The 14,372-nt window shown below is 37.0% G+C and carries 13 protein-coding genes and 1 pseudogene; 2 read left to right on the forward strand and 12 right to left on the reverse strand.

Annotated elements, in window-relative coordinates; all coding sequences use genetic code 11:
• From VIK44_RS04960 to VIK44_RS05015, 12 genes and pseudogenes are all read right to left on the reverse strand, one after another.
• A partial coding sequence (locus VIK44_RS04960; RefSeq protein WP_331552739.1) for a DUF3006 domain-containing protein occupies nucleotides 1-180 on the reverse strand: 180 nt, incomplete at its 3' end.
• A 13-nt stretch (nucleotides 181-193) separates the two neighbouring features.
• A complete protein-coding gene (locus VIK44_RS04965) occupies nucleotides 194-1,042 on the reverse strand; it encodes a ComEC/Rec2 family competence protein (protein WP_331552751.1) in 849 nt (282 codons plus the stop codon).
• A 29-nt stretch (nucleotides 1,043-1,071) separates the two neighbouring features.
• Nucleotides 1,072-2,937 (reverse strand): HD domain-containing phosphohydrolase, encoded by a 1,866-nt coding sequence (locus VIK44_RS04970; RefSeq protein WP_331552740.1) that lies wholly within the window; start codon nucleotides 2,935-2,937, stop codon nucleotides 1,072-1,074.
• Nucleotides 2,938-2,947: 10 nt separating this feature from the next.
• Nucleotides 2,948-3,376 carry a response regulator gene (locus VIK44_RS04975; protein WP_331552741.1) on the reverse strand — a complete coding sequence of 143 codons (429 nt, stop codon included), beginning with the start codon at nucleotides 3,374-3,376 and terminating at the stop codon, nucleotides 2,948-2,950.
• Nucleotides 3,376-4,935, reverse strand: coding sequence for a PAS domain-containing sensor histidine kinase (locus VIK44_RS04980; RefSeq protein WP_331552742.1), 1,560 nt, complete (start codon nucleotides 4,933-4,935; stop codon nucleotides 3,376-3,378). The genes VIK44_RS04975 and VIK44_RS04980 overlap by 1 nt, the downstream gene beginning before the upstream one ends.
• Nucleotides 4,936-5,015: 80 nt before the next feature.
• Complete coding sequence (locus VIK44_RS04985) at nucleotides 5,016-7,229, reverse strand: HD domain-containing phosphohydrolase (RefSeq protein ID WP_331552743.1); 2,214 nt, start codon at nucleotides 7,227-7,229, stop codon at nucleotides 5,016-5,018.
• A 67-nt stretch (nucleotides 7,230-7,296) separates the two neighbouring features.
• A pseudogene (locus VIK44_RS04990) lies at nucleotides 7,297-7,476 on the reverse strand (hypothetical protein); the annotation flags it as partial.
• Nucleotides 7,477-8,278: 802 nt separating this feature from the next.
• Complete coding sequence (locus tag VIK44_RS04995) at nucleotides 8,279-9,814, reverse strand: AAA family ATPase (RefSeq protein ID WP_331552744.1); 1,536 nt, start codon at nucleotides 9,812-9,814, stop codon at nucleotides 8,279-8,281.
• 2 nt (nucleotides 9,815-9,816) lie between these two features.
• Nucleotides 9,817-10,746, reverse strand: coding sequence for a hypothetical protein (locus VIK44_RS05000; protein ID WP_331552745.1), 930 nt, complete (start codon nucleotides 10,744-10,746; stop codon nucleotides 9,817-9,819).
• Between the two features lie 95 nt (nucleotides 10,747-10,841).
• Nucleotides 10,842-11,942 carry a HigA family addiction module antitoxin gene (locus VIK44_RS05005; RefSeq protein ID WP_331552746.1) on the reverse strand — a complete coding sequence of 367 codons (1,101 nt, stop codon included), beginning with the start codon at nucleotides 11,940-11,942 and terminating at the stop codon, nucleotides 10,842-10,844.
• Nucleotides 11,935-12,285, reverse strand: a complete 351-nt coding sequence (locus tag VIK44_RS05010) for a hypothetical protein (protein ID WP_331552747.1) — start codon at nucleotides 12,283-12,285, stop codon at nucleotides 11,935-11,937. The genes VIK44_RS05005 and VIK44_RS05010 overlap by 8 nt, the downstream gene beginning before the upstream one ends.
• A gap of 347 nt (nucleotides 12,286-12,632) precedes the next feature.
• Complete coding sequence (locus VIK44_RS05015; protein WP_331552748.1) at nucleotides 12,633-13,205, reverse strand: recombinase family protein; 573 nt, start codon at nucleotides 13,203-13,205, stop codon at nucleotides 12,633-12,635.
• A 366-nt stretch (nucleotides 13,206-13,571) separates the two neighbouring features.
• Here VIK44_RS05015 and VIK44_RS05020 point away from each other — a divergent pair, with 366 nt between their 5' ends.
• Both VIK44_RS05020 and VIK44_RS05025 read left to right on the forward strand, forming a co-directional pair.
• Nucleotides 13,572-13,910 (forward strand): transposase, encoded by a 339-nt coding sequence (locus VIK44_RS05020; RefSeq protein ID WP_331552749.1) that lies wholly within the window; start codon nucleotides 13,572-13,574, stop codon nucleotides 13,908-13,910.
• Entirely contained in the window at nucleotides 13,867-14,283 is a 417-nt protein-coding gene (locus VIK44_RS05025) for a hypothetical protein (RefSeq protein WP_331552750.1), read from the forward strand. Before VIK44_RS05020 ends, VIK44_RS05025 begins: the two co-directional genes overlap by 44 nt.
• The last annotated feature ends 89 nt before the right edge of the window (nucleotides 14,284-14,372 follow it).

Raw genomic sequence — 14,372 nt, forward strand, 5'->3', positions numbered from 1 at the left:
CTCTTTTTTTCTTTTCTCCGTTTCTTTGAAATCAATGGTGATTTGATCATTTGTTATATCAAGCACATCCCCTTCTTTAGCTGAACTGGGAATTTTATTTCTCTCAATATCAATCATTTTCCGATCTTCTTTTTCACATACTGCAAAGTTGCCTTCGAATCTGTCAATTATTACTTTCATAGCATATCTCCTCTCACTGTGGTGGCTGACATTTACTGCATGGGGTCAATCCTTTTGCTTTAGCATCACCTAAGCTAATTGGAATTTTACTTTTACTTTTACTTAAATAGGAACATCCATCAACATGATATTTAGTTCCGGTATTCGTGGTGTAGACCGTTATGCTCTGATCTTCACTTGGTGCAGCAACCGGAACTGGCTCTGGTACTGATGCTGATTGAGATGTTGTACTTTCGATTGACTCCGATGATGCACCGTTGTAACTTCCCGGACTTGTGTTAAACGTCACATCAGTCCCATTGCTGGTAGCAACAACTGTTCCATTCTCATCCGTTCTATAAACCGGTATACCCCTGGCCTGCAGTCTGTTCATCACTTCCTGTGTCGGATGTCCATAGCTATTCCCTTTACCCACGCTTATGACAGCAAACTTAGGATTGACTTTATCTAAGAAACTGTCTCCTGTGGATGTTCGGCTGCCGTGATGCCCGACTTTTAAGACAGTAGCTGATAAATCCAAACCCTTTGATACCATCTGGCTTTCTGAAACCGCTTCTGCATCTCCAGTTAATAAGAATGATGTATTCCCATAGGTCACTTTTACAACAATGGAATAATCATTGGCGTCTTCATATCCGGTGCCGTTTGGTGCCCGGATAGTAACCGTGGCCTCACCGATATTAAAGGTATCGCCAACAGTTGGTACCGTTAAAGTTAATCCCTTATTCTTGACTGCCGTTACAAAGTCTTTAAACGTATTGGTGGTTGACGTCTGTTTTGGAAAAAATACTTTTCCCACTGGAAATGAATTGATCACAGAGTCTATACTTCCAAGGTGATCTATAAATATAGTTGAAAATATCTAACCCACCTATTTGAAAGCATCTTAACTTATTTTACATAGTTAATTACGTTAGTATCCTTAATAGTAATCCCTAAAACTTTTTCGATGAATACACGTGTTATATCAAGATCAAACTTGGTACCGGAACATCGTTTGAGTTCATTGACGGCTTCTTTTTCACTTAATGCCTTTTTAAACGTCCAATCTCTGGTCATTGCATCAAAAGCTTCAGCAATGGCAATAATCTTTGCTGGTAATGAAATATCTTCGCTTTTCAGGCCTTTCGGATAGCCTTTCCCATCCAATTGTTCATGATGTTGTAGAATATAATCGGCTATTTCCGAAAATTCATTGACTGAACTGAGTATATGATAACCTATTTCAGGGTGTTTCTTAATTTCATCCCATTCATCCGACGTTAAATCTCGAGGTTTATTCAGAATGTAATCAGCAATGCCTACTTTTCCGATATCGTGCATCAGACCTGCTGTTTTGATCTGATTAACAGCGGCCCTGTCAAAATTCATTCTGACTGCAATTGCTTCACAAATCCCACCCACCCTGATTGAATGCCGATCTTCGCTGCTGCTTTTTTCATAGAGGGTTTTCATGATGAGTCCGACTGTTTTACTTCTGATGCCTGGACTTTCATTTAGTTTGTTTCGATACATACGATCTTCAGCTTTTATATATATATCTTGAATATTTTCTTCCTCATTTTCTTTTGTTGCATATCCAAAGGCAATGGAAATATCAATACCCCCTACTTTTTCTTTTGATGACAAATCTTTCATTCGCTTAATAATTTTCTCTGTTTCAGTTTTATTGGTCCCAGGCAAGATAATAACAAACTCATCCCCTCCCTGTCTGGAAATGATATCATCAGCGCGGCATCCCTTTTTCATCACTTCCGCCACTTTCTTAAGGAGCTCATCACCCATGGCATGTCCGAAAGCATCATTAACAAGTTTCAACCCATTGACATCACCCATGATCAGGGTCAAAGGCAGGTTTCGTTTTGTATCAAGTCTTTTTATTTCCTCCTCGTAATATCTACGATTATGGATTCCGGTGAGTTGGTCGTAAAAACTTAAATAATGAATTGATTCTTCTGATTTTTTTCTGTCTGTGATGTCCAGGCCATGACAAATGATTGACAGTGGGGTTAACCCATCCGAATCGAAAACAATGGCCGCGTTCCATAAAAGAGTGCGCACGGAGCCGTCCTTATGGATGACTTCGATTTCCAGGGTTTCCCAGGGATTATCTTTCCGAGAGTTCTTAAAATAATTGATTGCCTTGGTTGCCTGTTTGTCTGGACAAAGCATATCAACGGATTTTCCGAGAATTTCCTTTTCGCTTTTACCGATGAGAAGTTCAAATGCGGGATTGATTTGTGTGATGTGTAATTGGGGATCCAAAATGATGATAGACGCATGGGCATAGTTGAAGAGATTGTTGAGATAGGCATTCGCCCGAGTTAACTCGGCAGCCCGTTTTTCTTTCTCTTCCTTTTCTTTTGTTTCTTTTAAAGCTCTTTCTATGGAATATACCAGCCGACCCATTTTGTCTTTGGCAACATAATCGGTGGCACCCTGTTTCAGAAGTTCCGCGGCTGTTTCTTCCCCGATAAAACCAGATACACAAATAAACGGTGTCGCCGGGCATATTGATTTTACATGCTCTAATGCCGCAAACCCATTAAAATCGGGCAACATAAAGTCAGCTAAAATCAGATCATATTTTTTTAAGGATAGTGCAGAAACAAATTCTTCTTCCTTCATCACAATATCCATATTAATATCCGATTCATAATTTTCACGCAGATGCTCATAAATCAGTTCCGCATCCATCGGTGAATCTTCCAGAGAAAGGATTTCCAATCGGTCCTTTCCGTTGTTGATATGATTCATAATTTCACCTTCATTCCAATGGCGATTCGTTAATACTTATCCAAAATGAGTTAACATGTTTAACTATTTCGATTAAGGATTCAAAATCAACAGGCTTTACAACATAGGCGTTTACGCCGAGGTCATACCCTTTGACTAAATCCCGTTCCTCACGGGAGGCTGTCAGCATAATAATAGGGATACGCTTGAACTTTTCATCTTTTTTTACAATGGACAAAAATTCCAGACCATCCATTCTCGGCATTTTCAAATCAAGCAAGATCAAAATGGGGTTTCCGGGTTTTCTGTCTTTATAGAAACCTTCGCATCTTAAATACTCCAGTGCTTCCACCCCATCATTGGTCACAACAATGGGATTTGCAATTTTATTTTCTTTTATGGCTTCCAGAGTCAGCTCAATATCCAAGGGGCTGTCCTCAACGTAAAGAATCGCATTCATTAGCATGTCTTTTCACTTTCCTTTCTTTTAATCAGAGTAAAATAGAAGGTTGCGTCTTCGCCTTCTTTGCTTTCGGCCCAGATCTTTCCGCCGTGTCGTGCGATAATTCTCTGAACGGTTGCCAGCCCTATGCCGGTGCCTTCATAATCCTCACGAGAATGCAGGCGCTGAAACACCTTAAATAATTTTGATGTGTAGTTCATATCGAAACCCGCTCCATTGTCTTTTATATGATACACAATATCATTTTCATTTTCTTCTGCCCCAATGGATATTTTTGTTAAATCTTTTTTTCTGGAAAATTTGACGGCATTTTCAATAAGATTGCTCCATACCGATTTGATCATATCAGGATCTCCAAAAACCAGAGGCATCGGTTCAATATTGAATTCTATCCAGTGTTCGATGGCCTGCTCTTTGATTGGCTGAATCAAAGCAGCCACTATTTCATTCATACTGAGCAATTTTTGATTCATCTCTATTCTGCCACTCCTTGAAAATTGGAGTAATCTCTCAATTAATTCTGCCATGTTCTGGGCCGAAACAGAAATCATATCGAGGTAGTGATGACCTTCTTCCGGAAGTAAGTCATTGTATTTCTTTACTAAAAGAGAAACATACCCTGCCATATGCCTTAAAGGTGCCTTTAAGTCATGCGATATGGAATAAGATAGTGCTTCCAACTCTTTGTTCACAGATTCAAGTTGAGCCGTTCTCTCGCTGACGCGATATTCCAATTGATTATTCAGTTCATGTATTTTTTCTTTTTGAAAGGTGAGTTCTTTATTGGCAATGACTAACTCTGCAGCCCTGTCTGCTTTCTCTCCTTTTTGAAAGATGAGTTCTTTATTGGCAAGCACTAGTTCGGCAGCCCGTTTATCTTTCTCTTCGTTTTGAAAGGCGAGCTCTTTATTGGCTATGACTAACTCCGCAGCCCGTTTTTCCTTCTCTTCGTTTTGAAAGGCGAGTTCTTTATTGGCAATGACTAACTCCGCAACCCTTTTCTCGACTAATAGTTCAAGATTATTCATTAAATAGGTGAGTTCATTCTTTGCATTCTGAATGAATGCAATATCTCTTGCTGCTGCGAATACCCCAATTACTTTACCCTCATCATCTCTGTATACCGTTGCATTATATAAAACAGGAGTCGTACGCCCGCTAATATGCTTAAGTGAAAGCTTATAATCGAATACCACACCCTCGCTGAGTGCCTTTTCATATCCAGCCTGTGCTTTATCAGGTTCAGTGAAATAAGCTGAAAAGTCAGTCCCAATCAGCTTTTCTCTGGGAAGCCCAGTGGCATTTTCTGTGGCCTTATTCGCATCTATAATGATATCGTCGGGTCCTATGGTTACAAGGGGGTCCCGGCTTACTTCGATCAAATCGCGATTGTAGTTCAAAGCCTTACTCGTAGCCAAACTTGCCGCTTCCGCTTGCTCTTTAGCACTGATTAACGCTGCTATTTGTTTGTCTTTCTCTTCGTTTTCGCGAATTAATGTTTCCTGTGTCGCTTTTGAATGTTCTCCAATTAACGGGTCGTAAATTTCATTAGTCACAAGTCATGGCCCTCCCTCTATTTTTTAGTTTCATTAAACATTTAAAAAATTTTTAAATGACCCTTTTGATTTTAACTTGCCTAAAATTCGAAAATTCTACTGGTGAATAGTCTTGTGCATGTATCAACAACCATTTCGTCATACAGTGTACCTTTATGTTCATGTATCTCGATTAATGCTTTGTCTAGTCCAAGAGCCGGTCGATAAGGTCGGTATGAACTCATGGCTTCCACAACATCAGAAACGTTGAGTATTCGGGCATCCATACAAATCTCATCGCCTTTCAATCCATTGGGGTAGCCGCTTCCATCCAGCCGCTCATGGTGCTGCAAAACAATATCCGCAATGGGCCTGCTAAATTCAATATCTTTTAAAATATCATAACTGGCTTTGGGATGTACTTTTATTAATCGAAACTCATCCTCACTGAGTTTTCCGGGTTTGCTTAATATCTCGATGGGAATGGCAATCTTCCCAATATCGTGCAATAATCCGGCAATTCTAATGCCTTCGATGAATGACTCATCCCATCCCATTTCTTTGGCAATTGCACAGGCAAGTTTACTCACTCTTTGTTGGTGCCCGGCAGTATAGGGATCTCTTTTTTCACCAATGATTGTAATCGCTCCAATGGCGGCTTCTGTCAATTTCTTAAAACTGATCAAACTCATTTTAAGATAGTTGTTCGCTTTAGTTAACTCTAAAGCACGTTCCTCTTTTTCAGCATTTTGAAAGGTAAGTTCTTGATTGGCAATGACTAGTTCGGCAGCCCGTTTATCTTTCTCTTCCTCTGCATTCTTAGCCTCTGTTATATCCCGATGGCTCTCAATCGCACCGATCATGTTACCCGCCTGATCATGGAAAGATGAGGCCTTGGCAAAAATCCATGCCCCTTTATTGTTGTAAAGAGCAGGACAATACACTTCACTTATGAGGGCGTCTCCTTCACGAGTGAGGTTGGGATAGTGGGTCATAATCTCCTCGTCGTTTTTAAAGACTAAATCCAATAATATCGGGTGCGCCTCTCCGTAATACGGGATTGCGTAAGCGTAGTCGCCTTTACCGATCATCCCCGAGGCGGGAATTCCCGTCATTTTTTCATTTGCTTCGTTCCAGAGGATGACATGCCCGGTCGTATCAATGGCAAGGGTTGCATCCGGCAAAAATTCAATGATATCCGTCAATTGTCTCTGTTTTGACCTTAATGCTTCCTCTGTATTCTTAGTCTCCGTAATGTCCCGAAGGCTCTGAATCACACCGATCATGTTGCCCGCCTGATCATGGAGAGGTGAGGCCTTGATAAAAATCCATGCCCCTTTATTATTGTAAAGAGCAGGACAATACACTTCACTTATGAGGGCGTCTCCTTCACGGGTGAGGTTGGGATATCGGACCATAATCTCCTCATCACTTTTAAAGACTAAATCCACCAATACCGGGCGCGCTTCTCCGTAGTACGGGATTGAGTAAGCGTCGTCGCCTTTACCGATCATCTTCGAGGCAGGAATTCCTGTCATTCTTTCAATCGCCTTGTTCCAGAGGATGACATGCCCGGTCATATCAATGGCAAAGGTCGCATCCGGTAGAAATTCAATGATATCCATCAATTGTCTCTCGTTCGATCTTAATGCTTCTTCTGCAATGACTAACTCCTCAACCCTTTTTTTAACTAATAGTTCAAGATTATTCTTTAAATAGGCGAGTTCTTTATTGGCAATGACTAACTCCTCAACCCTTTTTTTAACTAATAGTTCAAGATTATTCTTTAAATAAGTGAGTTCTTTATTGGCTTTGAGAGTGGCTGTAATATCTCTTGCTGCTGCGAATACCCCAATGATTAAACCTTTATCATCTCTGTATACTGATGCATTATATAAAACAGGGGTCGTGTATCCGCTGATATGCTTAAGTGCAAGTTCATAATCAAATACCACACCCTCGCTAAATGCCTTTTCATATCCGGCTTGCGCTTTATCAGGCTCAGTGAAATAAGCTGAAAAATTAGTCCCAATCAGCTTTTCTCTGGGAAGCCCAGTGACATTTTCTGTTGCTTTATTCACATCTGTAATGATACCGTCGGGTCCTATGGTTACGAGGGGGTCCAGGCTCGCTTCGATTAAACCGCGATTGTATTTCAAAGCCTTACTCATAACCAAACTTGCCGTTTCTGCTTGCTCTTTAGCACTGATTAACGCTGCTACTTGTTTGGCTTTCTCTTCGTTTTCGCAAATTAATGTTTCCTGTGTCGCTTTTGAATGTTTTCCAATTAATGTGTCGTAAATTTCATTAGTCATAAGTCATGGTCCTCCATCTATTTTTTTCATTAAGCTTTTTAAAAATTTTTAAATGACCCTTTTTATTTTAACTTGCCTGAAATTCGAAAATTCTACTGGTGAATAGTCTTGTGCGTGTATCAACAAGCATTTCGTCATATTTTATATTCCCGGATTGATCCTTTAGTACTAAAAGCAACTCCTGGTGTCCGGTCTGCCCTACGGGTAAAACCATTTTTCCACCCAGAGCAAGTTGTCCTAAAAGAGGTTCAGGTTTTCTCTTTGTCTAATATTTTACCCTTTTTGTTAAACTATTATCAAAATATCATCCATTTATTCAAGTTTTTTTCAAAATATCATGGTACCCTACCTTCACGGATTAACGTAACGATAATGCCTGTAACCCGCATCAATAAGGGATGCTTTCCTCGCGTTATGCGGTTTTAACATAACGAGGCTGTATGACATTAAAAAGTCCCTCTAAGCCTTTAGTATAAAGGGTTTTCAAAATTCCTCGTTACGTGTTTCCAGGAATGCAGGTTGTACTCTATTTCTTTATCATTTTTTTTGATTAAAAAAAGAACCTATTTGAATAGACTTTTCAGTGTCCATTCTATAGATTCCATTTTTTCTGTCGTCCGCGTTTACCGGGCGGCTTGTCCTTTATCGGGTTTTGGTTTCTGCCTTCTTCATTTGAAGAAGGGTGTTTTTGCCTATCCTCGTTATATTGCAATTAACGTAACGAGGAATGGAGATCAACTATGGCAGCGATCATATTTCAAACTGACAAGAGAACAGGCATTACATATGCTTACGAATATGTTACTTCTTATTTGCCCATCTTATTCATTGCTTATAATCCCCAATAATATGCCATTCTTCGAATTTTACGTTTAATATTTCAAGCAAAAAAACCATAAAATACAGTTAATTTTTACAAACAATCCCCAAATAATCCCCAACACGTGGGTTATAATTTTCAAGTCAATAGAACCTGTTATATATGTTATAAATGTCCAAATCAATAGCAAGCAATTGAATGGCACTACACAAAATCACCTCAATTAAAGTTAGACTCCTTTTGACGTAAAATAATCCATTAGACGTTGATTAAATACACGCTTTATATCACGTAGCGCGTGGATATTTATGTAACTAAAATTATATAATTCTGCTTTCTCTGGCATTGTCATCTGTATTTTAGAAAATTTTTCAACAAATTTCAATTGAGCATGCTCCAATAAAAGATCTAAAAACTCTTTTTTTTCTATATAAGATGGCTCTAAAAACTCACAAACAAGATCAAATCTTGTTTGTAATTCAGTTGGAATGACTTTTTTATATTCAGCTTCATTTTTAATGTTAGATGTGAAAATTATAACATATCCATCAAGATAATATTCTCTAGCCATAGAATCTGTAAATTTTCCTTCTTCTAATAACTCGAGAAAAAATGAAAATACTTGTCGCGTAGTTTTTTCAAACTCATCACAAAGTAGTACTCCTATTTTGCTTTTTTTTATTTTATCACCTAATTCACCATGTTCACACCCTATATAACCAGCCGGACTACCAATTAGACTATTGAGTGCATCTTGACTACTGTAGTTTTGAAAATTAATTTTTGCAAGATAGCTATCTGGGAGTAGACCTGCAGCCAATAACCGAGCCACCTCCGTTTTACCAATTCCAGATGCTCCAAAAAGAAATACCGAAAACACGCTTTGTTCTTTAACCATATTCAAGGCTCTAAAATTTTTCAGATTATAGAAAAAACAATCTTTAAAATTATTATGCCCAATTAAATTTTGAGAGAAAGCATCAGCAAATTTTGAAAACTCAAGATCAGTTAATGTTGTTATCTTTTTTAAATCTGAGTCTTGTTCATAAGTGGTCAGTGTATCTTCAAGTGCAGGCAATATATCGTGAATAGGCTTATGCCCATCAAAATATAATGGGAAGTATTTAAATACTCTATCTGCTTGTGCTGTCAAAACGATAACTTTTAGGTTTCGAAAATGGTTAATAAATAATTCTACTGAGTATATCAAATTTTTGTTATCCTCAATTGCATAAATAACTGATGTAAAATCTAAAAGAGCTAATTCTGTTGATTGAGTAAATTTCTCTACTTCTGAATTAATATTGCCTGAAACATGTGAAAAAGTAGTTATAGGGATACTATTCTCATTAGAGTAATGGATAATCTTATCTAGATCGTTTGTGTTATGATATATGTATACTGGTTGACGCAAGTACGGAGACAACTCACTTGTTGCATCTGCTTCAGTGTCACATATATCAAACAACGACTCTTGAATAGAAAACAAATGTGGGAAAGCTGACAAAGCTTCAGTCGCTAACGCTTCTTCAACGATAATTTTTGTATCTTCCGTCATTTCGCGAAGATTGATGTTGGCAGTATATAAATTTTCTTGGTTAACACGCAGGATATATATTAATGCAGTAATGTCAATAATTGAATCCGGTTCTTCCTTTAAAATGTTCATTGTTTCAGCAAAAATAAACGGAAAAACATCTTTTACCTCTTGAAGCTTTCGGAGTTCAGTTAATGAGGCATATGTATACAAAGTAAACTGTGTCATAATTAATTCCTCCTTAACTTACTAAGCCAAATTCCAATCTTATTCCACCAATGAAGTTTCGTTATTTTAGGTTCTTCAAAATTAAATGCAACATCTTGAATTATCGCAAGAACATCCACAAAATAGTATTGGTTTTGATTACCTTCTTTTTTGGTTTTGATAACCTCAGATTGTATAGAGCTTTTTATGATTTTAGATGTGTTTTCAGTGTTTTGCCTCATGCCAATTTCTTGAAGATATGTAAATGTGTTAGAAGAAATAAATTCTTGTGAAACTATACCTTTATAAACCCCCACTATAGACACATGACCAATTAGTAGATCATTGATGTTATATTTATTTTCAAATTCTGTCTGAATTTCTAAAGGGATTTTAATAATTATTTCTGCTTCAGTATCGTTTGATTTATCGACTACTAAACCTTTTAGAATATAAGCGTAATCTTGCAACATAGAACTAATTAAGTTATTTACTTCCATTCCCTCAATACGGACGCCTTTCAAAGCATCTCTGCGTAAGACAAGGAATGATCGCAAACTATCTTCGTCTAACAACTCAAGTTTTACACTGTCAAGCTTAACCAGATCACCTTCACTGTTATCATTGAAAGTTTTAATGCAGGCACACTGTTCAATTACTCTACGAAGTAATATTGATTTTGTTGTTTTAACATCTAATGTCTCAATTACCTTGGACGATGAAAAAGTAGTTTCGCGTGCATCCGCAGAAATAGATGCTTTAATCCCATCTAAGAAAGCTTTTGTACCTTGTGCAGAAACTGATGACGTGAAGCCGTACTGTTCCTCAAAGCTCTTAGTTTGATCTCTCTGTATAGTAGTAAGTATGACATTATTAATCATCATGGCAATTTCATAGACTTTGGTAAAATTAAGATAGTAAATATTAAAATCAGTAGATTTTTTCTTCTCCAAAATATCAGCTCCTAAATCGATTATTCTTTAACAAAAATGATAATACCAAACAAAAGTCGTCTATTTTAGATTACAAAGAAGCGGCTGCTTTTTATTTATGCAACAATTGCATATCTTTCTTTTAAGGATAAGTATTGATTAAATCTTAAATGACTGTCATGTTGTAAACGTCCAACGACGATTCCTGGATGAATGTTTATGCTACTAGAAAAACTTACAATAGCATTTCTTGAGAAGTTGTTAACAAGAATAAAATCTAAATATTTAGAAGGTGGGATTAGCGTTTGTTGTGAAAACTCATCCGCTTCTTTTTCTAATGCTTGATTTACAGCATCAAGAATGCCATCAGAAAAATAATTTAAAAAAGTATCTTTTGTCTTATGTTGAAATACATGTTTTAATTCGTGGAAAAGAGTAAACCAGAATAAATCAGCATACGCTCCTCGTGCATTGATGGCAAGAATGGCCTTTTCTGGGCAGACCCAGCGAACAGCTCCATTAATTTTTGAATTTTTTAAGTGGGGAAGAACAACAAAAGCAATGCCACACTCTTTAAGAATATCAGTTAAACGGGGGAGAAAAATAGTTGGTTCCTGTTTTGTCATACTTCTGATTTCAGGCAAATAGCTTTTCAACAGAGCGCTGTTATAAGAATGAGTTTGGATATCTTTACCAAAATTGATGGCAGTTTGCACCCAGGCGTTGATTGGAACAATATTTTTCACTTCATTAGGAGTGCAATCGGATTTCCTGCAGTTAACTAACAAATCTTTACTTTTTAATTGCTGAAGACTAGATATCCCAAAATATGTTCTTAAAAATTCAATTTTTTTATGTTTATGCAACCCTTTTTCAATAATCTTCAAAGATTTGATGAAAAAATTCATATCGAGAAGAGCGAGTACTTCTTTATCATTTTCCAGTTCATCTTGAATTTTTTGCTCAATAATTTTTTCATCATAAGCTTTTTGCAAGTTAATCCACACGCCAACAGATGTGCCAAGCATAGTAGCTAATTTTTGAGTCATTTCATTAGAAATATTTGCTTTCCCGTTCACAATTTCACTTACTGTTTTTGGAGTTACACCTAATCTTTTAGCTAATTCTTCTTGATTAATTTCCATATCTTCTATGATATTTCTAATGTGTACTCCTGGGTGAATAAGGATGCTTGATTTGTATTCATTTTTAATCATAGTGCTTTGTCACCTCCAAGAGAATTATTGTTGACGATGAACGATAAATTATATTTATGTCCTTTGTGTCAAATGGGTTTCCTTCATCATCGATCGGTATAAGAATAAGACGAAATCCCGTTGATTTTATAAGATCAATAGCAAATGTACCTAATCGATCACCATATAATGGGTGGAGTCGGTAAGGCGGTATCTGGGAAACATCATGCAATATTTCAGCATTTTCAATGAAGTCCATTACTTCATGAAGTCTATCTCCAACGCGCAAGCCGAGTTCTTTTACAGCTTTACTATGATCATTACATATTTTTCTTATCTTATTGTCCTTATACTGCACCTTCATTATATATGATATGTCCTCTCATTGCCTTAAAAAAATTACGATTTAGGTAATTTTTTTGTATTGTTTACGTAATAATTATGTTGGTAGCAGTAGTTGTGTTTTGTTCACTCATACTGTTTTACCTGTTTCGACATTGGAGAAACAAACATCGCGATATCAAAGGGGTTTTCCAATGAACGTTACTTTGAGTTCTCCGATAAAAGACGTTACTACGTTACTATCTACAGGGGTATTGGCATTTTGATTCACTGCTGTTAGCTGATATGGATTTGTTCATGAGGCACTATCACCTGTATTTGTGCAGCCAATCAAGCTGAAAATAACTATTGTAATCTTCCCTTGATTTATTAAAGAATATTTTTGCACTCATATTCTTTAACCTTTCGATAAAATGTTGGCTTAGTAAGATTTAGTTTATCCATAGCTTCAACAGCTTTAATCGTTCCATTTTTCCACTCACAATATATTTTTTCGAGAGCTGACTGATCCACCTCAATTGGTTTGCGTCCCTTATATTTTCCCTCTCCTTTAGCTATTGCGATTCCTTTTCTTTGTCTCTCCAACATGCACTCACGCTCAAATTCGTATATACCAGCAAAGATTGTTAACATTAACCTACCCTGAGGTGTTGTAGTGTCTATATTTTCCTTTTGGCTTATGAATCCCACACCTTTTTCACTCAGTCCATCAACGATCTTTAGAAGGTCTACACTCGATCTTGCAAGCCTTGAATAGCTCTTTACAACTAAGACATCACCTTTACGAACAAAACCGAGCATCTCTTGTAGTGCAGGTCTATTGGTGTCCTTACCCGATATTTTATCAATGAATATACGCTCCGCACCTAACTGGTCCATAATAATCTCTTGTCGTGCTTCATTCTGTTCTGCAGTGCTTATTCGGATGTAACCAACTTTCATATTTTCAACTCCTTTATCAGTTTTTGATATAATTATATCATTAACTGTAATTAGTTTCAATAGGATATCATTTATTTATGACACGTTTCTTATATAAATATCAATTTATATGATACGTCAATATGATATTTATATCAGCATCAATAGACCACGCCCTAATGACTAACTGAAAGTTTCTTATTATCAAATTTTAACAAATAAAAAAAGAACCATCCTGAAGGGGGGTGATTCTTTTTGCGTTTTTTGATGCTGATTTAATTTAGTCTATAATGAACCCATGGATTCGGACACAATTTTTAAAATCTAAGTGAATCTGCTATAATAAAGGCAGTTAAATCTGCCAGAAAGCAAGAGGTTTAAATAGATATGAAACGACGACAATTTACACCTGAATTTAAAGCTAAAGTTGTGATGGAAATGCTCCGGGAGGAAAAAACCCTCAGCGAAATTGCTTCTGAGCACGAGATTAGTCCCAACCAACTACGTAATTGGAAAAATGAATTTGTTGGTAATGTAGCGAAGGTCTTTTCCGAAGGCCGGGATGCTAAAGAAGGCAAAGCCAAAGAAAAAGAAATGGAACAGGATCGCAATGAATTATTGGCAAAAGTCGGTCAACTCACAATCGAGGTTGACTGGCTAAAAAAAAAATCTGCTGAAATGCTTGGACCTGATTACGAGAAGAAGTTTACTAAACGTCCACTCTAAGCTGAGCATTACCCGACAGAGTAACCTTTTAGAGGTTAACCGCACCAGTGTGTACTATGTGCCTGTAGAAAAAAATCTGGAGTATGAAAACAGGGTAAAAGAACGCCTGGATTATTGGCACACCAGAATGCCTTATTTGGGTGTTAGAAAGCTTAAGATAAAGCTTGAAACAAAGCTTGAAACTGGTGATGGCATTAAAGCTGGCCGTAAATTTATAAAACGCTGTATGGCGGATATGGGTATTTATGCAATGTATCCAAAACCCAATTTATCAAGACGCAACTTAAAGCATAAAATCTATCCTTATTTACTCAGGAATCTAGCCATTACAAAGCCAAACCAAGTTTGGGCAATCGATTATTCCGATGAATAAGTTATTCCGATGTTTTAGTTCAACTTCATAATAAAAACATCTTCCCTGCATAAAAGCTCGGAATAATTTATGACTTAATATTGATTGCT

The sequence above is a fragment of the Acetobacterium sp. genome (assembly GCF_036508315.1).
Classification (GTDB): domain Bacteria; phylum Bacillota; class Clostridia; order Eubacteriales; family Eubacteriaceae; genus Acetobacterium.

Bases quoted from the DNA above. Each gene is read 5' to 3' on its own strand.
- VIK44_RS04995 (WP_331552744.1), bottom strand. From the start codon at position 9,814: ATGACACAGTTTACTTTGTATACATATGCCTCATTAACTGAACTCCGA.
- VIK44_RS04975 (WP_331552741.1), bottom strand. From the start codon at position 3,376: ATGAATGCGATTCTTTACGTTGAGGACAGCCCCTTGGATATTGAGCTG.
- VIK44_RS05015 (WP_331552748.1), bottom strand. From the start codon at position 13,205: ATGAAAGTTGGTTACATCCGAATAAGCACTGCAGAACAGAATGAAGCA.
- VIK44_RS05020 (WP_331552749.1), top strand. From the start codon at position 13,572: ATGAAACGACGACAATTTACACCTGAATTTAAAGCTAAAGTTGTGATG.
- VIK44_RS04985 (WP_331552743.1), bottom strand. From the start codon at position 7,229: ATGACTAATGAAATTTACGACACATTAATTGGAAAACATTCAAAAGCG.
- VIK44_RS04970 (WP_331552740.1), bottom strand. From the start codon at position 2,937: ATGAATCATATCAACAACGGAAAGGACCGATTGGAAATCCTTTCTCTG.
- VIK44_RS05010 (WP_331552747.1), bottom strand. From the start codon at position 12,285: ATGAAGGTGCAGTATAAGGACAATAAGATAAGAAAAATATGTAATGAT.
- VIK44_RS05005 (WP_331552746.1), bottom strand. From the start codon at position 11,942: ATGATTAAAAATGAATACAAATCAAGCATCCTTATTCACCCAGGAGTA.